The organism is Nocardia sp. NPDC006044 (assembly GCF_042871115.1).
Taxonomy (GTDB): domain Bacteria; phylum Actinomycetota; class Actinomycetes; order Mycobacteriales; family Mycobacteriaceae; genus Nocardia.
Genome location: NZ_JBIAID010000002.1, coordinates 1,458,497 through 1,480,347 on the forward strand (window position 1 = coordinate 1,458,497; position 21,851 = coordinate 1,480,347).

Annotated in this window: 20 protein-coding genes; 10 read left to right on the forward strand and 10 right to left on the reverse strand. The window is 65.8% G+C overall.

The annotated features are described in order from the left end of the window. Positions 1 to 21 precede the first annotated feature (21 nt). Positions 22 to 2,565 (reverse strand): DUF6777 domain-containing protein, encoded by a 2,544-nt coding sequence (locus tag ACFYO1_RS24275; protein ID WP_387235013.1) that lies wholly within the window; start codon positions 2,563 to 2,565, stop codon positions 22 to 24. 105 nt (positions 2,566 to 2,670) lie between these two features. Here ACFYO1_RS24275 and ACFYO1_RS24280 point away from each other — a divergent pair, with 105 nt between their 5' ends. The 9 genes from ACFYO1_RS24280 to ACFYO1_RS24320 all read left to right on the forward strand — a co-directional run bounded on the left by ACFYO1_RS24280 (position 2,671) and on the right by ACFYO1_RS24320 (position 10,959). Beyond that, positions 2,671 to 3,162 (forward strand): hypothetical protein, encoded by a 492-nt coding sequence (locus ACFYO1_RS24280; protein WP_387235016.1) that lies wholly within the window; start codon positions 2,671 to 2,673, stop codon positions 3,160 to 3,162. A gap of 248 nt (positions 3,163 to 3,410) precedes the next feature. After that, on the forward strand, positions 3,411 to 3,950 hold the full coding sequence (locus ACFYO1_RS24285; RefSeq protein WP_387235019.1) for a hypothetical protein: 540 nt from the start codon (positions 3,411 to 3,413) through the stop codon (positions 3,948 to 3,950). Then, positions 3,947 to 4,993: a PrsW family intramembrane metalloprotease gene (locus ACFYO1_RS24290; protein ID WP_387235022.1), complete on the forward strand. Its 1,047-nt coding sequence runs from the start codon at positions 3,947 to 3,949 to the stop codon at positions 4,991 to 4,993. The genes ACFYO1_RS24285 and ACFYO1_RS24290 overlap by 4 nt, the downstream gene beginning before the upstream one ends. A gap of 131 nt (positions 4,994 to 5,124) precedes the next feature. Next, on the forward strand, positions 5,125 to 6,480 hold the full coding sequence (locus ACFYO1_RS24295; protein WP_150400417.1) for a hypothetical protein: 1,356 nt from the start codon (positions 5,125 to 5,127) through the stop codon (positions 6,478 to 6,480). A 123-nt stretch (positions 6,481 to 6,603) separates the two neighbouring features. Further along, entirely contained in the window at positions 6,604 to 7,395 is a 792-nt protein-coding gene (locus ACFYO1_RS24300; protein ID WP_387235025.1) for a TIGR03084 family metal-binding protein, read from the forward strand. Between the two features lie 374 nt (positions 7,396 to 7,769). Beyond that, positions 7,770 to 8,447 carry a hypothetical protein gene (locus tag ACFYO1_RS24305; protein ID WP_387235028.1) on the forward strand — a complete coding sequence of 226 codons (678 nt, stop codon included), beginning with the start codon at positions 7,770 to 7,772 and terminating at the stop codon, positions 8,445 to 8,447. A 21-nt stretch (positions 8,448 to 8,468) separates the two neighbouring features. After that, positions 8,469 to 9,659, forward strand: coding sequence for an L-2-hydroxyglutarate oxidase (lhgO, locus tag ACFYO1_RS24310; RefSeq protein ID WP_387235031.1), 1,191 nt, complete (start codon positions 8,469 to 8,471; stop codon positions 9,657 to 9,659). Positions 9,660 to 9,905: 246 nt separating this feature from the next. Further along, positions 9,906 to 10,376, forward strand: coding sequence for an SRPBCC family protein (locus ACFYO1_RS24315; protein ID WP_387235033.1), 471 nt, complete (start codon positions 9,906 to 9,908; stop codon positions 10,374 to 10,376). Positions 10,377 to 10,386: 10 nt separating this feature from the next. Beyond that, complete coding sequence (locus tag ACFYO1_RS24320; RefSeq protein WP_387235035.1) at positions 10,387 to 10,959, forward strand: ribonuclease H; 573 nt, start codon at positions 10,387 to 10,389, stop codon at positions 10,957 to 10,959. A gap of 79 nt (positions 10,960 to 11,038) precedes the next feature. Here the strand turns inward: ACFYO1_RS24320 and ACFYO1_RS24325 are convergent, their stop codons facing one another. From ACFYO1_RS24325 to ACFYO1_RS24365, 9 genes are all read right to left on the reverse strand, one after another. Further along, positions 11,039 to 11,860, reverse strand: coding sequence for a hypothetical protein (locus tag ACFYO1_RS24325; protein WP_387235038.1), 822 nt, complete (start codon positions 11,858 to 11,860; stop codon positions 11,039 to 11,041). A 132-nt stretch (positions 11,861 to 11,992) separates the two neighbouring features. Continuing rightward, entirely contained in the window at positions 11,993 to 13,165 is a 1,173-nt protein-coding gene (locus tag ACFYO1_RS24330; protein WP_387235041.1) for an MlaD family protein, read from the reverse strand. Then, on the reverse strand, positions 13,162 to 14,253 hold the full coding sequence (locus ACFYO1_RS24335; protein ID WP_387235045.1) for an MCE family protein: 1,092 nt from the start codon (positions 14,251 to 14,253) through the stop codon (positions 13,162 to 13,164). Before ACFYO1_RS24335 ends, ACFYO1_RS24330 begins: the two co-directional genes overlap by 4 nt. Before the next feature lie 8 nt (positions 14,254 to 14,261). Further along, a complete protein-coding gene (locus ACFYO1_RS24340) occupies positions 14,262 to 15,371 on the reverse strand; it encodes an MCE family protein (RefSeq protein ID WP_387235048.1) in 1,110 nt (369 codons plus the stop codon). After that, a complete protein-coding gene (locus tag ACFYO1_RS24345; protein WP_387235358.1) occupies positions 15,368 to 16,366 on the reverse strand; it encodes an MCE family protein in 999 nt (332 codons plus the stop codon). The genes ACFYO1_RS24340 and ACFYO1_RS24345 overlap by 4 nt, the downstream gene beginning before the upstream one ends. Continuing rightward, a complete protein-coding gene (locus ACFYO1_RS24350; protein ID WP_387235051.1) occupies positions 16,366 to 17,409 on the reverse strand; it encodes an MCE family protein in 1,044 nt (347 codons plus the stop codon). The genes ACFYO1_RS24345 and ACFYO1_RS24350 overlap by 1 nt, the downstream gene beginning before the upstream one ends. Further along, positions 17,406 to 18,896 carry an MCE family protein gene (locus tag ACFYO1_RS24355; protein WP_387235053.1) on the reverse strand — a complete coding sequence of 497 codons (1,491 nt, stop codon included), beginning with the start codon at positions 18,894 to 18,896 and terminating at the stop codon, positions 17,406 to 17,408. The genes ACFYO1_RS24350 and ACFYO1_RS24355 overlap by 4 nt, the downstream gene beginning before the upstream one ends. A gap of 6 nt (positions 18,897 to 18,902) precedes the next feature. Then, complete coding sequence (locus ACFYO1_RS24360) at positions 18,903 to 19,766, reverse strand: ABC transporter permease (protein ID WP_387235056.1); 864 nt, start codon at positions 19,764 to 19,766, stop codon at positions 18,903 to 18,905. Further along, entirely contained in the window at positions 19,767 to 20,585 is an 819-nt protein-coding gene (locus ACFYO1_RS24365; RefSeq protein WP_378722349.1) for an MlaE family ABC transporter permease, read from the reverse strand. It lies immediately after the preceding gene. A gap of 562 nt (positions 20,586 to 21,147) precedes the next feature. Between ACFYO1_RS24365 and ACFYO1_RS24370 the strand changes: the two genes are divergently transcribed. Then, complete coding sequence (locus ACFYO1_RS24370) at positions 21,148 to 21,822, forward strand: S1 family peptidase (protein WP_387235059.1); 675 nt, start codon at positions 21,148 to 21,150, stop codon at positions 21,820 to 21,822. Positions 21,823 to 21,851 lie beyond the last annotated feature (29 nt).

The following is a 21,851-nucleotide window of genomic DNA, read 5'->3' on the forward strand; positions in this document are numbered from 1 at the left end:
AGGAACGTCGTGCAATCGAGGTCACTCGGGCCCGAAGCTCACCCTCTCCTGAACGCCGGACTCGGGACGGGGAGCGCCTGTGAACCGGAATTTGCCGCCGCGCTCGTCCCAGTGCATCACCCCGTCGAAGGCCAAATCAGCCCGGTAGGACCCGCCCGGCGTGGTGGAACTGCTGACGCAACGCAGAGTGGACGTCTCTCCAGGGACCACGACCAACTGGCACTCGAAGCTGCGTTGGCCGCCGTCGTCACGGAAGTCGTAACTGACGAACTGGAATCCGCCTTCGGCCCGCGTGATTGCGCCAACCCATTCATGGGTCGTCGTTCTCACGATCCAATTTCCCGATAGATCCTGATCACCGCCGGACTGTGCCGATGGCCGACCGGAATCGCGCTCGCCGTTCGTGCCGACCGGACGGTCGATTACCCGGTCGGGATCGTCCAGGTCACGAAGCCGCAGCAACGGCAGCGTCGAACCGGACGGGCGGACGGTGACGGCGGTATGGGCGTCGAAGGATGGCCAACCTGAACCTGAGTAGGTCACTTGGTCCGCGTCGAACTGCTCCGGAATCGTCAGCGGTGTGCCACTGCGCATCCGAAACCGTGGAACCCCACGGATATCTACTAGGACCGCCGTGCCCGCCTGCAAGATGGACAGGTCACTCTCGATACGGCCATCCTTATAGCGGTGATACATGACTTCTGTATCGACCGTCAGGACGACAGGTGTCATTGTGCGGATGAAGTCGTCCAAGTTGGTGGCGGTGAGTTGCACATTCCGCGCCAATTGCACTGTGGCGTCCGAGGAGAACGCCTCGACTGCCGCCGACGCTGCCTGCGCGTCAGACTGGAAGTAAGTAATGACGTCGCTTCCGCCGACAGACTGATGCGGAATTCCGCCATACAACGCAGGCGCGTCCCCGGTAAGCCGAGGACACCACTGCACACCCGTCGGCCGCACAGACGCGAGTCCCACAGAAGCAGCCCGCCCAGGCAGGAAGGGACCTTGCCCTGTCTCTTCAGCGCTTATCGTGAACACGGTGTTGGCATGCAGCATGCCCGTGCGTGCTCCAGTCATACCAGTATCTGCGACACAGGCATGCGCAGCGTCTTGCTGGCGCAGGCCGAGCTTGGCCACTGTCACACCGACAACAATGACGACGAGGAGCAACCCGAAGATCACCAATGGCACGCGGTACTTCTTTCCGAACCGCGCTGTGGGTTGCGCCACATCAATCCGTGACGGGGCGGCGTCTGCGATCGTTGATTCGCGTTGGAATATGAGGGCGTCACCAGGTTTCGGAGGCACCGATCCAGGCACAATAGTTGCGTCGACTTGATTCCGCTTGGGCCGGTAAGGATCGACGGCACGGATAGCATCCAAGTATTTTTCGGTTGCCGTCGCAGCCAACTCTAGACACCAACGCCGATCGGCATCTGGGTCTCTGGTCGGAAGGTCGCGCCCCACGTGCATCAGCGCGGCAGCGATCAGTGCCAGCAGATTCTGTGTCGACCAGAGATCTCCGAGACCGGCCGCAGCAGCGTACTCGCGCGATGCCGAATGGATCGCCGCACTGATTCGACCGAATTCCCTTGCCGCAGAATATTTTACACTCACCTGCGGGTCGACGATGACCTCAACGAGTTCGCATCGCGCGGCGATTGGCAGATCTCTTTCCGACAACAGGTCGATGGCCAGAGCTACCAGCAGATGCATCGGGTCGCGTAACAAGGGCTCCTGAGTATCGAAACGATCTGTATCGATCAACAGATAGTCCGCCGCCCGCACTGGACGCACCGGTACCGCGATATTGCGCCCGTTCAGATCTCCATGCGCGTTGCCGACCAGAACGAATTCCACGGCGGTGGCTCCCAATTGCTCGTCCGTAAGCAGAAGAAGAGGATTGGGGCGGGCTCGCGTTGCGTAACTCGATTGCATCCACCGGTCTTCTTCAGTTACGCCCAGCTCCTGAGCACGGGTATAAATGGGGCCCTGCGGCGCGATTCGAGAACCCATGATCCGCTCGAGAAATGTTTTGACCGTAAGCGATTCTGGCCGCTCGGCTCGGCCTTCATTCCAGTCTCGGAGGATCGATCCAACGACTGTCTCGCAATATTGTGGGAAATCTGCGTCCTTATCCATGAGCTCAGTAAGTGGACGGAATGTCAGCAGGTCACCGCCGGCCACCTGCTGGAGAATAAGCCACCACTCGCCGAGTCGGACTGCGTCGTGAGCCATCTCTACCAAATGCCGCTGGCGAAACACCTTCGGCGACCGGGTGTATGCCTTGCGATAAGCGCGCGCCTTGGTCACCCCGTCTCGGTCACAGAACTTCAGAACCAGCTGTCGAATATCGACATCTTTCTCATAGCACAGGACAAGGCCAACTGGAGCCCCCGTGCGTCCTGCGGTGAACCAACCCCGATGCGTCAGCTCGAACAAGGTGCCGTCGAGCCAGGCATCTAACGCCCTCAACACTTCGGCGGGCAGCCGGTCCCACTCTTCGACCTCGTCCCGATGTCGCATGGGCTCCTCCAGCAACCGGATATGAAGGAAATCAACCACTGCGCCGGTCCACCCGGCGTGATCGCCCTCTAGGGTAGAAGCACCACGCGGCCGGATAGGGGAAACCGGGACCATCTCTGTATCTGGTATCCGACGGGAGAAACCGTGGCTGATGACATGTCAGATAAGGCCAAGGCGCAGAAAGACCTGCTCTGGTCCTTGTATGCGGACATACGCGTGCACGCGCGCCACGCAGAAGCGCTGCGATCGAACGCCGTCAACTATGTGCTGGTCATCGCGTCCGCGCTGACAGCCGTCGTACTCGCGGACCGGAGGGTAGAGCGGGCCGAACTTCCCCTATGCCTTGCGGTTGTCCTCATCGGACTGTTCGGCCTTGCGTTTGTGGCGTCGTATACCGAGCTCTACCAACGCAATCGAAGACGAGCCGAACGAATACGCAAGTTGCTCGACAATCGATACTTCACCGGCGGCGATGTGTCGTTGTCCAAAATCCTGCACGAAGCCGACCAGGTTCATGAGACCACCCGCCTCTATCGGTGGAGTCGGCGAACCACCGGCAGTTCGCATCGATTCTGGTTGTTACTACCGGTCGTGGTAGTCGTCGTCGGCGCCTCGCTCGCGGCGGCAGCCATTTGAACAGGCCGACCACATTACAGACCGACAACGGCGTGCCAGCTCCGGCAGAGTGCCGTCCCTCAAGCTGTCACGGGCAGTGATTGCGCATGTGACGTGGGTTGCGACGATGCTGCGGGCAGCGCGACAGGGCCGGAGAACGGCCGGGTTCTGCAGGAAACGAGGCGCGCGACATATTGTGGGGGCGGCTACACCGCTGGTCGGTGGCAGTTTTCGGTAGCTCGCTGGTGGATCGCCGAGGGGAGCATCGTATGGGTCGGCCGATCCGTGCCGGGCACGACTGGAGACAGGCCGGGCTGGTGCTCGGAGTGATCGCGGCGTTGGTCGTGGTTCCGTCGGTGGTTGCCGCGGTGGTGCCGACCAGGGAGACGGCGGTCGCGCCGGGGAGCGAGATCGAGGTGACCGCGCCGGGGGAGGAGCCGGATACGGTGAGCTTCGGCGGGGTTGATGGCTGGCGGCGCCGGACTACGGGGGATCAGACGACCGCGGTGCTGGTCGCGCCGGATGGGTCGCGACTGGCGGTCAGTGTGATCGGCGGGGTCACGAACTTCGATGATGCGGCGGCGTGGCGGCTGAAAGTGCTTGGTGCGCAGGGGTTCGATGCGGAGTTCGAGGGGGAGATCAGGACGCCGAACGGGTTCAGCGGGCGGACCTGCCGTGGCACGGATCGCGCGGGGGTGTGCGCGATCGTGGGGAACGAGAAACTGGCGGTCACGCTGGCGCTGATCGGTGACGAGGCGACATTGCCCGAGTTGACGCCGGTGCTGGAGACGCTGGCGGTGCGCCGATGAGGTGGTTTCAGCCGAGGTCGGCGCTGTTCTGGACCTACTGCCTGATCGCGTTTCTCGGGCTAGCCGGGCTGATCCTGCAGCTGGCCCCGGTCGCCGCGCTGACCTGGCGTGACATTCTGGCCGGACTGCCGTTCACGCTCGCGACGCTGCTCGTATTCGGCTGGCTGGTCCTGCATCTGGATCGGCTGCGCGCGCGGCGGCGGATTCGGACCCCGCTGATCATGGGATTTCTCTGGGGTGCGCTGGCCGGGCCGGGGATCGCGATGTTCGCCAACGACCACAACATGCGCATCATCCAGAATCTGGCCGGTGACGCCTTCGCGATCGATTGGCAGGCGCCGATTTCCGCGGCCATCGTCGAGGAGGCGGTCAAGGGGGTCGGGGTGTTCGCGGTCGCGTGGCTCGCGCGTCCGATGCTGAACCGGCCGATCCACGGGCTGCTGCTCGGCGGCTGCACCGGGCTGGGCTTCCAAGTCGTCGAGAACATCACCTACTCGGCCAACGCCGGATTGCTGTCCGCGCAGGACGATCCGGCGACCGCGATCGTCGTCGGCATCGTGCGGCTGCTCACCGGCATCACCTCGCACTGGATGCTGACCGCCCTGGCCGGCATCGGCATCGTGCTGGCGGTGGCGCGCTCGGATTGGCCCGCGGGGCAGCGCGCGCGGGTTTTCGCGATGTTCTATTTGCTCGGCGCCGCACTGCATTTCGGCTGGGACGCGCCGAGCCCGGCGGACATCCCGGTCGGGTCGATCATCGCCAGGACGGTGCTGTACGTCCTGATCTTCGCCGTGGTCTACACGTGGGTGGTGCGGACCGAACGGCAGTGGTTCCGCGCGGTCGTCGACTGGGCAGTCGCGCGCGGGATCGCGCCGGCCGGCGAACTGAGCACGCTGATCTCACGGCGCAGCCGGCGCCGGGCCCGGCAGGCCGACCGGATGAGCGGGCGGCACAACCGCCGCGGGCAGATCCGGCGGCAACGAGTCCTGCTCGACTGGGTTCAGGAAACCGGAGCGGGATCGGGCATTCGTATTCCGGCATGAGAACCGGCCTGCGGCGACGTCGGCGGTCCGGCACCGCGCCGCGTTGACACTCGCTCCAACGCAATGACAATGTTGGGGCCTTGATACCTCATACCGGCGGTTCCGCCGGTTCGTCCTAGGGAGATCCATCGATGAGTTCGCTCGCCGGCGGCGTGTTCATCGATTGGGAAGATCTCACCGGTCAGTCCAAGTTCGTGGTGGACCTGATTACGTTTCCGATCTTCAGCGCGCTGGCCGGCTGGCTGACCAACTGGACCGGCGTGCTGATGTTGTTCTGGCCGGAGCGATTTCGCGGATTCCGGATCCCGGGGCTGTATCTGTTGTATCCGTATTTCCCGCGACGGGTGCAGGTGCTGCCGACGTTCTCCGGGGATGGGCAACAGCTGGGTTTCCAGGGATTCATTCCGGCGCGCGCCGAGAAGATGGCCAGCATCTGCGTGGACAAGGCGCTGATGCGGATCGGCAGTCCGCGCGACTTCATCCACGAGCTCGACCTGGACGGGATCGCGGACTATGTCGCGGTGCTGGCGCGCAAACAGGTGCAGCCTCTGGTGGACGAGCTGATGAACCGGGAGAACCCGGACCTGTGGCGCACGGTGCCGCGGGCGGCCAAGCAGATCATCTACCAGCGGGTGGACCGGGAGATGCCGGCGCTGTCGCGGCGGGCGTTCGAGTCGCTCGGCGACAATGTCGACCAGCTCATCGATATCAAGAGCTTCGTCATCCGGTACCTGCAGGACAATCCGGGAATTCTCAAGGATCTGACCACCACGATCGCCGCGCCGGAGCTGCGCTTCATGGTGCGGATCGGCCTGCTGGGCGCGCCGTTCGGGCTGCTGCTCGCGCTGTATATGCATGTGCACCAGCACATTCCGGTGTTCGGTTGGGTGCCGGGCTGGGTGATCGTGCTGCTCGCCTCGGCGGCGATCGGCGTGATCGTCAACGTGATCGCGGTGAAGATGGTGTTCGAGCCCGGCGACCCGCAGCCGAGGTACAAGTACCTGTGGAAGCAGGCGCTGCTGGCCAAACGGCAGCCGCAGGCCGCCACCGATCTCGCGAATATCCTGGCCTACCAGGTGCTCACGCTGCCGAACCTGTCCAGGGAACTGCTGGACGGGCCCAACGGCGACAAGACCAGGCAGCTGCTGGAACGGCTGGTCTCCGACGAGATCCACCGCCAGCTGGGCCCGACCACCTCGTTCGTACGCGCGGCGCTGGGCCGTCGCCAGTTCGACAACCTCAAGGCAGGCGCGGCCGGGGCCGCGGTCGGGCTCGCACCAAGCCTGGCCGAGGACGAGGAATTCATCCTGGAGCAGGCCAAGACCATCGATGTGTTCGCCGCGCGCAAGCTGCGGCAGCTGACACCGGGGGAGTTCATGGAGATGTTCTATGCCTCGGTCGAGCAGGACGCGTGGCTGCTGTACCTGCACGGCGCGGTACTCGGGCTGGCGGTCGGCGCCTCGCACCTGATCATTTTCGGCTGGTAACCGCCGGGGCCGGCCGGCTGGCGCAAATACAAGCACGCGTGCTTGCATTTTTCTCCGGCCGCTGCGATGCTGAACCGCGACGGCACACGCGGTGGTGTGCGTTCGACCGATCGGCAGGTAACGATGGCTGACCTCGAAGCGCTGCTCGACGACTTCGCCGAGGAGTGCGCGGATCTGGAACGCATCGTCGCCCCGCTCGCCGCGGCGGACTGGGCGCTGCCGACCCCCGCGACCGGCTGGACCATCGCCCATCAGATCGGCCACCTGGCCTGGACAGACGAGATCGCGACGGTGGCCGCCGCCGACGCCGCGGGTTTCCAGCAGCTGGTGACCGAGGCCGGACCCAAGGCCTTCACCTTCGTGGACGACGCCGCCGAGGAGGCCGCGACCGCGCCGCCCGCCGAGCTGCTCGACCGGTGGCACCGCGGCCGCAAGTCTCTCACCGACGCGTTGCGCGCGGTACCCGCGGGCGCCAAGCTGCCCTGGTTCGGGCCGCCGATGAGCGCGGCCTCGATGATCACCGCCCGGATCATGGAAACCTGGGCGCACGGCCAGGACGTGGCCGACACCCTCGGCATCACCCGCACCCCCACCGCGCGGCTGCGCACCGTGGCCCACATCGGCGTGCGGACCAGGAACTTCGCCTACACCGTGCACGGATCGACCCCGCCGGCAGACGAATTCCGAGTCGAACTCACCGCGCCCGACGGCACGATCTGGTCCTGGGGACCCGAGGACGCAAAGCAACGGGTGACCGGGCCCGCCGTGGATTTCTGCCTGCTGGTGACCCAGCGTCGTCATCCGGACGATCTCGCGATCGAGGCGACCGGCCCGGACGCGGCGCAATGGCTCACCCTGGCACAGGCTTTCGCGGGACCGACGGGATCCGGCCGCACAGCAGGTCAGTTCGCCTGAAACAGCAGCGACGGCCGGATGCGTATATCCGGCCGTCGCCCACCCGACCCGATCCAAAGATTCGGGAGCGGGCGAGCGCCACACTTGGGTGCGCCGTTCGTGTCGGCCGGACGCCGTTGGCCGGGTGTCTCGATGTGGCAGTCGAGGATGACGCTCGCCAGCTAGAGGAATGTTTACCCGCCCATGAGGTGCTGGAAACATCAACGACCCCACGGATTCGGCCTGCGTTCGTCGGCCGGACCCGCGCGGACTGTGATTCTGCTCTCCCCGACGCAATGCCCACTTCGGCCACGCCGTAACCTGGGCAACTGTACGGCTTTCGACGATGCGGGCCGCGGCTGCCAGGGGAGCAGGGGCACAGGAAGGAACGCGTCGTGAGCAGAAGCAAGCATGTCCAGGTGGCCAAGCACGCCGCGATCGTCCTCGCGGCGGCCACCAGTCTCAGCCTCACCGTGGTCGCGGGCGCCTATATCGTGCATCAGATGGCCGATCTCGACCGGCCGGTCGAGGCTGCGGCGCCGCCCGCGCAGCCGGTCGGGGAATCGACCAGCGAGCACGGCTGGACGGACACGGTACTGACCGTCGGCAGCATCGAACTGCCCGTGGTATTCAACCGTAATCCGCCAGAGTCGCTTGCTCCGACCTCGAAAGCGATTGTTCCGCAAGCTGATTCGCCGGTCGTGTCGCACCCGAGCAGCGTCGGGGGCAAACTGCACCTCGGCGACGCCTACGTCGACGCGCAGGTGGGCACGGTACGCACCGACACGATCGCGATCACCGTCGGCACCAACGCCTTGACCGTGCTGACCGGTCATCAGCCGTCCGGCTCGCCGGACGAGCGCGCGAACGCGACCCAGTTGCGCACCGAATTCGACACGCGCACCGGAGAAGTGGTGCTGATGCTGACCGACCCGGCACTCGGCGAGCACGACCTGCGACTCAACCGGCATCCGGCGCCGAACCCCAAATCCGCACCGGATACCAACGTCACCGTGACCGCCCCGGCGGCCCCGAGTCCGCACCGCGGCACGGAACCCGCCGTGGTGGTGTAACTCTCGGCTTACTGTGCTCCTATGCCGAACAGTACGTACGACTTCTGCGTGATCGGCGGTGGCATCGTCGGCGTGGCGACGGCCCATCGAATCCTGCACCGCCACCCCGGCGCGACCCTCGTGCTGCTGGAAAAGGCGAACGCGCTGGCCACCCATCAGACCGGGCACAACAGTGGCGTCATCCACTCGGGCATCTACTATCCGCCGGACAGCCTGAAGGCGCGGCTGTGCCGCCGGGGCGCGAGCTGGACCAAGAAATTCGCTGCGGCGCAGGGGATTCCTTATCAGGTGTGCGGCAAGCTGCTGGTCGCCACCGATGCCGCCGAGCAGCGCAGGATGCTGGCGTTGCACGAGCGTTCGGTGCGCAACGGCGTCGCGGTCGAACTGCTCGACGCCGCCGAGCTGCGCCGCCGCGAACCGAGGGTCACCGGCGTCGGCGCGTTGTTCGTGCCGGACACCGGCATCGTCGACTACACCGCGATCACCGCCGCGCTGGCCGCCGAGGTGCGTTCGGCGGGTGGGCAATTGGTCTTCGGCGCCGAGATCACCGCGCTCGCCGAGACCGACGCCACGGTCACCGCGACCGGACCGGCCGGGTCGTGGACGGCCCGCACGCTGGTGGTGTGCGCGGGCCTGCAGGCCGATCGACTGGCCCGAATGGCCGGGCTGCGCAACGATTTCCGGATCGTCCCGTTCCGCGGCGAGTACTACCAGCTGCCGCCCGAACGGGCCGGGCTGGTGCGCACGCTGATCTACCCGATCCCCGATCCCACGCTGCCGTTCCTCGGCGTGCACCTGAGCCCGACCATCGACGGCACGCTCACCGTCGGGCCGAACGCGGTACTCGGACTGGCCAGGGAGGGTTATCGCAAGGGCAGTTTCGACGCCAGGGACGCGCGGGCGATCCTCGGATTTCCCGGCGTGCACCGGGTGGCCGCGGCCAATGTGCGAACCGGGCTGCGGGAGCTCCGGAACTCGTTGTTCAAGCGCGGATATCTGGCCGAGTGCCGGCGGTACTGTCCCGAGCTGACCCTGGCGGACCTGCGGCCACGGGAGGCGGGCATCCGCGCCCAGGCGGTGCTGCGCGACGGCACGCTGGTGCACGATTTCATGATCGAACGGACGCCGCGCTCGGTGCACGTGCTCAACGCGCCGTCGCCGGCGGCCACCTCCGCGATGCCGATCGCGGAGTACATCGTCGACCAACTCTGAGCCAGCGGTACGGACCGATCGGTCTTAATAAGCCACTGACCGGCCCGGAGCAACCAAGCAACCGCCCGGTAGCCATGCGAAAACCCGGCACACCAAATACCGCGCAACCCCTCCAATAAAGAGGAGAGCTGTAGTACTTTTAACGCCAGTCGTGGAACCCAGCGACGCGAGCCACCGGCCCGGAGGAGGCAGCTCGCGTAACCACGGAGGGACGGCGAAGGCCGCCAATCGAGCAGGGAGAACCTGATGGGCCACATCAAGTACGCGAGTGACGTCGGGGCACCGGTCGAGGTGGCCTTCACCTACACGGACAACCATCTGTTCGTCCCGGACTGGATGTTCGCGGTCGCCGACTTCGAGCCGACCGGCGAACTGGACTCCGGCCTCGGCGCGACCTTCACGACCACCGCCCGGCTGGTGGTCTGGCGGCCGACGGTGACATGCGAGGTCACCGAATATCGTCGCAATGTGGTGATCGGGTATACGCTGCGTGGGCGTTTGTCCGGGACCCTGACGCTGCGCTTCGATCCGCTCGGCTACGGGCGGTCGGTGCTGACGTCCGAGGCGGAGTACAGCCCCCCGCGTGGCTTGGCCGGGCGGCTCTGCGCCGGTTTGGTGGATTCCGCCGTGAAATCGGCGCTCCGCCGCACCGAGTCCCAATTGCGAAGGGAGATAGAAGAATTCCACGGTACCGATCTTGTCGGTCGGATTGCGTAGGGTGCCAGCCATGATCATCGTGAGCACCGACGGATCCTGCCTCCGCAACCCCGGCGGCGCCATCGGCTGGGCTTGGGTCAACCATCAGGGCTCCTCGTCGAGCGGCGGAGCGGCGTCCGGCACCAATCAGGTGGCGGAGCTACGCGCGGTACTGGAGGCGATCAACGGTCATCCCGGCTCCGAACCCCTGCTGATCGAAAGCGATTCGCTCTACGCGATCAAGTGCGCGTCGGAGTGGATCTCCAGCTGGCGGCTCAACGGCTGGCGCACCTCCGCCGGTGGCGCCGTGAAGAACGTGGAACTCATCCGGCAGATCGACAAGTCGATCGCCAGCAGGCCCGGCCCCGTCCGGTTCCGTTGGGTCCGTGGACATGTCGGCAACTACTTCAACGAGCAGGCCGATGCGCTTGCCGGTGAGGCGGCTCGGAAGGCTGCCGCGACAGCGGCCGTCGCCGAGGCGAACACCGCGGAAATCCCCGCGGTGACTGTGGAAGAAACGCCGGCGGCGCCGGAAGCGCCGATCGACCAGGCCGCGGGGAAGGCGGCCGCGCCGTCGGCGCCGCAGACTCTAACGCTGTTCTGATCCATCCGGAGCAAGACCGACTGCCTGAATGACCTCCGGCGGTGGTGGCTCGGCCCACCGCCGGAGGCACTTCGTGCGGCTAGTTACCCGGCTGCGGGGCAGGCGCGGGCGTAGCGGGCGCGCCCGGCGTGGGGGCACCCGCACCGGGAGCACCCGGCGCACCGGGCAATCCGGTGCCCGCACCCTTGAGCATCGGCGAATCGAGCTTCTCGACCAGCCACTTGTCACCGGACTTGGTCAGCTGCGCGATCACCACGACGAACTGCCGCTCGGGCGTCGTCTGGGTGAAGTTGGTCCGGTACTGGGTGAGCGTGACCAGCACCTTGGCCTCGGTCTTGTCCCCGGACTGGTAACCGCACTGCACGTCGTCGACCCAGGACTTCACCTGCGCCTGCACCATGGCGTCCTTGAGCGCCTTGGTCGCGTCGTCGAACTCCTTGAGGAATTCGCCGCTCGCGCCGGACTTCACCTTCGTGAAGTAGTCGTCGAGGTTCTTGGTGTAGTCGTAGATCGAGACGTCCTTGCCGAAGCTGCAGCCGGCCGCCGTCGAATCCCGGATCGCGTCGAGCTTCTCGCCGCGGTCCTTGCCCTGCAGGAAGAACACCACCACCGCGGTGATCGCGGCCACCGCGAGCACGCCCGCCACGAACGCGGCGATGATCGGCACCGAGGTGGATCGGCCCGAGGCGGCGGAACTGCCCGCGGCCTCGCCCGGATCGGTCTTCGGCGCCGGCTTGCCGACCTTGGCGGTCGCTGCCTTGTCGGCCTTCGACGGTTCGGGATCTGCCTTCGACAGTTCGGTTTTCGCCGTCGTGGCGTCCTCGGCCGTACCGCCCTCGGTCACCTTGGTGTCCTCAGCGGTCTCGGCGTCTTTGCTGGTCTCGGCGTCGTCGGTGGACATCGATACAAACCTGCACTTTCCCGGCGCGCGGGCGCACCGATCGACTGACGGGCCCGCATCTCGGGCGAACCGTACGCGTTCTCTCGGCGAGTATGCCCGGAGCCACGGTTTCGCCGCGGGACCGGGTACAACTCACCGCACCGGGGGCAGGGTCCGCTCGTTCGGATCCACACCCGGCGGCATGTGCGCGCCGTTGTTCGGCACATCGGGTCGCGGCGCGTTGGCCGCACCCCGGATTTCCGAGCCCGGAGGCGGATTCTCGCAGTAGTTCCACTTGCGAATCGTGCCGTCCTGGACGACTTCGTTGCGTAGCTGCGTGACGTTATACGTGCAGTACGGCCGGGGCCAGATGTCGATGATCGCGTGGAACTCACCGTCGTGCGCGGGCACACCCAGCGCGTCCGCGCCGAGCGCGAGCGAAGGGAACAGCGCGCGCAGCGCGGGCAGGCGCAGCTGCGCGGCCTTGGTCATCGCCGCGAAGTTGGTGGCCAGGCTGGTGATCGGATCGCTGGTCTTGTCCAGCACCGCGCCGAGGCTGCTCAGCTGGCCGGGCGCCTTTTCCAGGATGCCCTGCAATTCGGCGTTGGCGTTGTTGAACTGGTTGAACAACGCGCCGGAGTTGCGGGTCAGGGTGCCGAGATCGGGCTGGGCATTGGACGTGGTGTCGGCAATGGTGCGCAGGTTGGCGATCAGGTTCGTGGTCTGCGGCAGCAGATTGTCGAAGCCGGCCATGGCCAGGCTGATGCCGTTCACCATGCCGCGCAACTGATCCGGGCCACCACTGAGGGCGGTGTCCAGCTCGCGCAGGATGACGCCGAACTTCTCCGGATCGACCTGCGCGATGAGCGCGCTTGAGTTGTCCAGCACCGACCAGATCGGGGTCGGGGTCTTGATCTTCGCCGCGTCGTACTTGATCACCGCGCCGTCGCCGAGGAACGGGGCCTGCTCGCTGGCCGGGCGGAAGTCGATGTACTGCTCGCCCGCGCCGGACAGCGCCTGCACCGAGATCGCGGTGTCGACCGGGATCTTGTACTTGCTCTCGATCTCCGCCGCCGCGGCGATGGCCTGCCCGCGATCGGTCAGCTTGATCGAGGTGACCTTGCCGACCCGGTAGCCGCGCAGCGTCACATCGTTGCCGGGCTGTAGTCCGCCCGAGCGGTCCAGGTTCACCGTGACGGTGTAGCTGGACTTCAGCGGATTGACCCGCATGATGCTGATCATCAGGTAGGTCGCGCCGATCAGGAACACCAGCACCAGGCCGACGCTCGACAGCACCAGCTTGTGCTGCCGCAGTTTCGCCATCATCGGTGACCCCCCTGCACTCGACCCTGCACGATCTGCAGGACCTGGATCAGGCTGCCCGCGAGGTCTTGGATGTCGCGCAGATCCTGCAACCCGCCGTGTTGCGGATCGGTCAGCGCGCTGAGGTCGAGGTTGGTCGCGGTGGCGTAGACCGCGAAGCTCTTGCCGCGGAAGGTGGCGTCGACCTTGGGCCGGATCACCTTCAGCCGATCGAGCAGGATGCCGAGGTTGTCGCCGGTGTTGGCCAGCGCGTCCATCAGCTGGTGGGTGTTGTCGAGCAGGCTGCCCAGTTGCTGGCCGGAGGTGTCGGCGTAGTCGCCGAGCGCGGCGCTGGTGGTGGACACCTTGGTCAGCAGATCGCCGATGGCCCGGTTGTTCTCGGCGATCGCGCCGATCATCTGCGGCAGCGTGTCGGCCACCTGGCCGAGCTCGCCGCGGCGGGCCTCGATGGTGTTGGCCAGCGTGCTGAACTCGTTCAGCACGCCGTCGACCTTCGCGCTGTTGGCGTTCAAACTGCCGACCACGCCGGTCATTTCGGTGATCAGGTGGGACAGCTGGCCGCCGCGGCCGCCGACGATGGAGTCCAGTTCCGAGGTCAGCTTGCTGAGCGCGGCCACGCCACCGCCGTTGAACAGCATGGAGATCGAGATCAGCAGCTGCTCGACGGTCGCGCCGGCCGAGGTCTTGTCCAGGCCGAGGGTGTCGCCGTTGTGCAGCATGGCCGCGCCCGGCTCGGTCTTCGGCTTGGACACCGCGACGAACACGTCGCCGAGCGGGGTGGCCTGGCGCAGCTCGGCGGTGCTGGCCGCGGGCAGCTCGATGTCCTTGCTGATGGTCAGGTCGACCACCGCCTGGAAGTTCTTGGTCTTGATGTTGGAGACCACCCCGACATCCGAGCCGCCGATCTTCACCTTGGCCTGATCCGGCAGGTTCAGCGCGTTCTCGAAAACCGCGTGGATCGTATAGGTTTCGCCGGAAACGCCGGGCTTGGGCAGCGGCAGTTTCTCCACCGTGAGACCGCAGCCCGAGGTGATGCCGACACCGGCCACCGCCGCGACGGCGATCAGCGCGCGGCGTGCCTTGATCGTCATTCGGTACGTCATTTCGTCAGTCCGAGCAGCGCCGCGGTCAGACCGTAGTCGGGCCCGAAGTCCTGCATGTTTCCGGTTCGGCAGCCGTCTGCCTTCATCTGGATCCGCTCGCAGAACAGGCTCACCAGCTCACCGCTGAGCGTGGTGCCGATGAGCGCGCTCAGTCGGACGTAGCCGTGCTCGCGGTTCATGATCCGGTCGACGTTCTGGAAGACCATCGGTGCGACGTCGACGATTTCGGTGATGCCGTAGGCGTTGTCGCGCAGCTGCTGGGTGACGTTGGTCAGCCCGGCCAGGCTGGCCGCCAGCTGGTCCTGATGCTGGGCGAGGGTGGTGCTGGTGTTGTTCAGGAAGTCGTTGATCTGATTCAGCGTCGCCTCCAGGCCGGGCGACTGATCGGCGAGCAGGCCGGTCATCTGGGTCATCCGGTTGCTGAAGTCGCGCACCGACTGGTCGTTGTCGGCCAGCATCGTGGTCAGCTCGTTGAGCTTGACGATGATGTTGGAGACCGCGTCCTTGTTGTCCACACCGACCTTCAGCGCGCCGGAGAGCGCGTTGAGCGTGTCGCGCATCTTCTCGCCGTTGCCGTTGACCATCGGGTACAGCACCCGGCCGGACAGCGGGCCGATGCCCTCGCTGCCCGGTTCCGGCTTGAGCGCGGCGGCGAACTGATCGATGGTCTTGATCATCGTGTCGAGTTCGACCGGCGTCTTGGTCTTGGCCAGCGGCAGGTGCGCGCCGTCGGCCAGGGTGTCGCCCCTGGTGTAGACGGGGGTGAGTTCGACGTGCCGGTCGGTCACGATGGACGGCGAAATAATCGCGGCCATCGCGTCTTTCGGGATCTTCACGTCGTTGTTGATCGACATGTGCACCTCGATGTAGGTGCTCTTCGGCACGATCTTGTCGACCTTGCCCACGTCGAGCCCGAGCACGGTGATCGGGTTGCCCTCGTAGATACCGGCGATGTTCTCGAAGTCGGCGGTGATCTGAATCGTCTGGCCGAGTGCGTTGTTCACCGAACTCGGCACCAGCGAGCAGCTGCCGACGGTCAGTGCCGCGGCGCTGACCACGAGCATCTTGGCGATGGTCCGTACCTTGACGGCCTTCGGGAAGGTCATCCCTGGCACCCCTCTATGACTTGGGCGAAGCACAGCCAGTTGTCCGGGAAGATCCACGGCAGTCCGACGCTGCCGTACGGTCCGTTGCCACCCCAGGAGTTGGCCAGATAGCGCACGGTCGGCGGCATCAGCGACAGCAGCCGATCGAGGTTGTCCTTGTTCTTCTGCAAGCCCTCGGACATGATGTTGAGCTGCTCGATGGTCGGGCCGAGCTGATTGTCGTTCTGCGCGCCGATCTCCTGGAGCTGCTTGGTCAGCGACGCGACATTGTCGAGCAGCTGGCGCAGCAGGCCCTGGCGTTCCATCACCCGGTTGGCGATGGCCTCGCCCTGGGTGATCACCAGCAGCACGCTGTTGCGGTTGTCGCCGAGGATCTGGGTGACCCGGTTCAGATCCTTGAGCAGGCTGTCCACCTCGGCCTTGCGGGTGTCCATCACCTTGGCCAGCGCGCCGACACTGTCCAGCGCCTGCGCCATCAGCTGCGGGGAGTCGCCCATCTGCTGGTTGATCAGGTTCAGCGACTCGGACAGCTTCTTGGTGTCGAGCGCCTCGAACTTCGGCGTGCCCTCCTGCACCACGTCGGCCAGGTTGTACGGAACCGCGGTGTTGGACACCCGGATCCGGTCGCCCTTGAGGCCGGAGCCGTCACCGGGGTCCAGGTCGACATAGCGGGCGCCGAGCAGCGTGGCCATCTTGATCGAGGCGCGCGCGTCCGGGCCGAGCTTGACGCCGTTGTCGATGCTCAGCGTCAGCAGCACGTGGTCGCCCTCGAGCTTCGCGCCGTCCACCCGGCCGCTGGTCACGCCGGCCACGTTGACCCGGTCGCCGACCTTGATCCCGGCCGCCTGCACGAACTCGGCTTTGACGCTTTGCTCACCGACGCCGATGAGCTTGACCAGTCCGGACGCGAGCAGCAGCACCACGATGAGCGCACCGCCGAGGATGCCCAGCCAGAAGTAGCGGTTGGCGGCGAATCTCGCCTTCATCTTCGTCATCATGGGCGGCACACCGCCGAGTGCGAAGTGCCACCGATCTGGGAGAACAGGCCGCGGGGGAACAGCACGCCGTAGAGCGAGACGTCCAAACCGCAGAGGTAGGCGTTGGCGTAACCGCCCTCCTCGGTGTGCCTGCCCGCCGCCGAGATGATGTTCGGCAGGTCGATCGCGGCCTGATCCAGCTTGGCGCCGTTGGCGAGCAGCAGGGTCAGCGCGGCGCTGGTGGAGTTCTGGGCGGCCTGCAGCTTCGGCTGGATCTGACCGACCATGTCCACCAGCGAGCTGGTGGCGTTGGCGATCTGCACCGTCGAGGTCTGCAGCGACTGCCCCTGTTCGTACAACCCGCCGATCAAGGCCCGGGTCTGGGTCACCAGGGTCTCCAATTCATCACCTCGTCTGGCCAACCCCGCCATCACACCGGAGAGGTGGGAGATCACATCGGACAGGATCGCATCCCGGCGCTGGAAGTCGGTCGCCAGTTGCGCGGCCTGAACGATGAACGCGCTCAACGAGACTCCGTCACCCTGCAACGCCTGGATGAAGGTCTCGGACAGCCGGTTCACCTGTTCGGGCTGCAACGCCTGGAACAGCGGCTGAAAACCGTTGAGCAGGCCCGAAACGTCGAACGACGGCTCGGTCCGGTCCAGCGGGATCGACGCGTTGTTCTTCAGCTGCGCCGGGCTGGAGGACTTGCCCGGAGCCAGCGCGACATAGCGCTGGCCGATCAGGTTCTGGTAGCGGACAAGGGCTTTGGTGTCGTCGAACAGGGTTTGATCCCGCTGGACGACGAAGGTCACCTTGGCCACTTGTTTCTTGGACTTGGCGTCGCGGTCCAGCTCGATCTTCTCGATCTTGCCGACCCGCACGCCCGCCATCCGCACGTCGTCGCCCTCGTGCAGGCCGAGCACGTCGGAGAAGGTCGCCGAGTAGGTGTTGGTATCGCCGTTCACGATGCGCGCCAACGTGTTCCACACGACGACGGTCACCAGGATCGAAACGATCGCGAAGATACCGAACCCGATCAGCGGTTTGCGAATACTCATCGGCTGACCCGGTTTTCCGCCACGTGCATGGTCCCGCCCTTCAAAATCGAGCTCAGCAGCAGATATTCGGCTGTGGTCGGCTGGCGGCCGAGCAGCTTCGCGATCGCCGCGTCACCCTTGTAGGAGATCTCACCCGCGGCGGGGGTGCCCGCCGGGGCGGCGGCCGGAGCCGCCGGAGCCGGAGCGGGCGCCGGAGCCGGGGGTTGACCGAGGCCGGGCAGCATCGGGAACAGGCCCTCGAGCGGAGTGCCCGCGAACGGCCGGGGCGCGCTGGGTACCAGGGCGTCGGCGGGCCGCGAGTCCGGCGTGGTGACGCCGGGGATCAGCGGCAGGCCGGGCATCGGCACCACCGGCGGCAGACCGGCCGCCGAGTCGAGCGCGCGCGGCTTCAGGTTGTCCGGCAGCGGCGGCAGCTCGTTCACCGCGGGGGCGGTGGCACAGCTGGGTCCGGCCAGGTCGTCGTAGCGCGGGCAGTCGGCCACCGTGTACGGCTTGTACGGGGTGAGGGTGATGCCGGCGTCCCAGCGCTGCTGTTGCTGCGGGCCCCAGGTGAAGGTGGAGTCCATCTTCCTGGTCATCTCGCTGAGGTTCAGGATCGTCCGGGTGATCGCGCTCGGGTCCGCGGCTACCGCGCCGAACATGTCGCTGGTGCCGGCGGTCACCTGCTTGCCCACGTCGCCATTGCGGGCGAACAGATCGTTCACCGTGTCGACCGTGCTGCCCGCGCCGGTGATCAGCGCGACCAGCTCGCTGCGCCGGTCGGCGATGGTGCGCGCGGTCTGCACGGAGGTGCCGAGCACGTCGAGCAGTTCCGGCGAGGATTCGTTCAGCGCGTGGAACGAGGTGGAGAAATCACCCAGCATCACACCGAGATTCGGGATCGCGTCGTCGACCGACTGCAACCAGCGGTCGAGCCGCTCGACCGTCGAGCCGGGCATCCGGCCGCTGCCGTCGAGCGCCTGGGACAACGTGCCGAGCACCCGGCCGAACTGCATCGGATCGATCCGGTCGAGGATGTTGCGCACCGTGGTGAGCGTGTCCTGCAGCGCGAGCGTGCCCTTGCTGCGGTCTTCCTCGATGATCGAGCCCTCGTGCAGGTACTGGTCCGCGGGGCCGTTGAAGACCAGCTCGACCGAGGTGACGGCGAACAGGTTGCTCGGCACCACCCTGGCGGTGACGTTGGCCGGCACGCCCTTGGCGAACTCCGGCTTCACCTCGATCTGCACCTTCTGCAGCTCGCCCTTGGCCGCGACCTCGACCTCCTTGACCGCGCCGACCAGCACGCCGCGGAACTTGACGTCGGCCTGCGCGGGCAGTCCGTCACCGGTGGTGGTCAGGTTCGCGGTGACGTTCACCTTGTCGACGAAGTAGCCCTTGTACCGCAGGGTCAGGAAGCCGAGCACGAGCGCGAGCACGATCAGGCCGGCCAGACCGGCCACGATCAACTGCCGCATCGTGGGCCCGCGCCCACTGGGATCGATGATCATCTGGTGCTACCCCGAGATCCTGATGCCGGGGTTGATGCCCCAGATCGCCAATGTCATGAACAGGTTCGCGAAAACAACCGCGATGATGCACACCTTGATCGCGCGGCCGGCCGCGACGCCGACGCCCTCCGGGCCACCGGAGGCGAAGAAGCCGTAGTAGCACTGGATGAACGTGGTGATGGCGACGAACAGGATCGCCTTGAGCAGCGAGTAGATCACGTCCGTCGGCACCAGGAATTGGTAGAAGTAGTGCTGGTAGGTGCCGCTCGCGGTGCCGCCGATCAGCTGCACGGTCAGCGAGCAGGAGATGTAGGCCATGGCCAGGCCGAGGCAGTACAGCGGGATGATGGCGACCATGGCCGCGAACATCCGGGTGCTGATCAGGTAGGGCAGCGGCCGGATCGCGATGGACTCCAGCGCGTCGATCTCCTCGGAGATGCGCATGGCGCCCAGCTGCGCGGTGAACCGGCAGCCGGCCTGGGCGGCGAACGCGATCGTGGCGAGCAGCGGCCCGAGTTCACGCGTGGTGGCGAAGGCGGAGATGGCGCCGGTGATCGGGCTGAGCCCGAGCAGGTTCAGCGAGTTGTAGCCCTGGATGCCGACGGTCATGCCGCCGAACGCGCTGAGGATGACCACGACGCCGATGGTGCCGCCGCCGACGACCAGGTTCCCGTTGCCCCAGCTCACGTCGGAGAGCAGCCGCCACACTTCCTTGGGATAGTGCTTGAGCGCCAACGGAATCGAGCCGATCGAGCGCAGCAGGAAGAAGACCTGATGGCCGAGCCGGGCGAGCAGATCGATCGGCGCGCTCGCCGTTTTGCGAAGCTGCTGGAACGGCCGCAGCAGCGGGGGAACATATGTCGACGACACTCAGACCACCTGTGACGGGAACAGTGCGTTGTACACCTGGGTGATGACGAGATTCACGCCGAACAACATGATGGCGGAACTCACCACCGCGGAATTCACCGCGTTGGCCACGCCGCCCGGACCACCGCGCGCGTTCAATCCGTTGTCGCAGGCGATGATTGCGGCGAGCAACCCGAAAATCAGCGATTTGACCAGTGCGACAAAGAGATCGGTAGTTACCGCGAACGACGAGAACGTGCCGATGTAGGAACCCGGCGTACCGTTCTGCGCGAAAATGTTGAAGATGTAACCGGTCAGGAATCCGACGAAAACGACGAAACCGCACAGCAGCACACTGACCAGCATCGCCGCGCCGAGCCGGGGGGCGACCAGCCGGCGCATCGGGTCGACGCCCATCACCTTCATGGCGTCGATCTCTTCCCGGATGGTGCGCGAGCCGAGGTCGGCGCACACCGCGGAGCCGACCGCGCCGGCGATCATCAGCGAGGTGACGAGGGGAGCGCCCTGCTGGATGATGCCGAGGCCGTTGGCCGCGCCGATGAACGAGGTGGCGCCGACCTGGCCTGCGATCGAGCCGACCTGGATGGAGACGATGACGCCGATCGGGACGGCGACCAGCAGCGTGGGCGCGGCGGAGACGCTGGCCATGAACGCGCACTGGCGGATGAACTCGTTGAACGGGAAGCGGCGCCGGAAGATCGCGATGAACAACTCGGCGACCGCGGCGATCCCCATGGTGATCTGGCGGCCGAAGGTCTCCAGCGAAGCCTTCGGATGGTCGGCCCAGTAACCCTTGGTCCAATCGACCGCATCACTCATCCGTGATCCTGTTGGAGGACTCTTGGTCGACTGCACTGGCTAACCCCTCTCGACGCCGGTTGGCTGCCCCGACGACTTGTTTGCTTGACGCACCTTACTACGTAGTAAGCCAGAACACACCACCCTCCTGTGATTGCAGTCATAGACGACGGTCACTGTGGTCTAAACGCTATGACGACGGCCTCCCGCATTGGGTCAGGACCCAAAACGGAGGGTGGTTTCTCTGGAACAAGTTACAGGTCAACACGTCGAATCGGCCGCCCAGACATGATCATCACACTAATTTGTTCGGAAGGATTTCATTCAAAATCGCATTTGTTTCGGGAACCCAACAGAACGGACTGCACTACTGTTCGAGTACAAACTCGAAACGGACAGCTGCTATTTTCATAGCCTGTCGCTATGATCACAAATAAGAGACGAATTCGTCCTTATGTATAAAACGGGGGTTGCGGCTCGCCCGCCGTGGACACCCCGAAGTAGATGACGCGCCCGGGCTCGATTCCTGACACGATGGGTGCGACAGATTGATATCGTGCGGGCTTCCGACGTCTGGAGGGACATGTTCAGCAAACTCGCCAAGGTGGCCAACGCCGCCTTCGCCGTAGCCCTCGGTGCGGCGCTACTCGGGACGGGCGCGGGGGCCGCTCAGGCCGACCCCGGCCCGCCGGTTCTGGGCGGCGGTTCCGGCATCATCATCGACAACCAATTCGAATGCACGGTCACCACGGTCGGCCACGACAACGCGGGCCGGCTCGTCGGCCTGACCGCCGGCCACTGCGGCGACCCCGGTGCCGAGGTTTTCGCTGAGGCCAACCGCGGCGCCGGCGTGATCGGCCGGTTCGTCTACTCCAATCACGACCTGGACTACGCCGTCATCCAGTTCGAGCCGGGCCGGATCATCCCGGTGAACCGGATCGGCAATGTCACGATCACCGGGCTCGGCGCTCCGGCGGCGTTCCCGAACATCGTGTGCAAGGAGGGCCGGACCACCGGCAACACCTGCGGCATCAGCTGGGGCGACGTCTTCGGGTCGAACATGGAGACCTGGAGCCAGATGTGCGTCGTCGAGGGCGATTCCGGCGCGCCGGTCGTCATCGGCACCACGCTGGTCGGCATGGTGAACGCCTACCTCGCCATGGCCTGCTTCGGCCCCGAGGTCGGCACCAACATGAGCACGATCATCGACGACATCAACGCGCGCGGCGGCGTTGGTGCGGGTTACCTGCCCATTTAGCCGCCTCACCAGACACGCGAAGTGAGCGG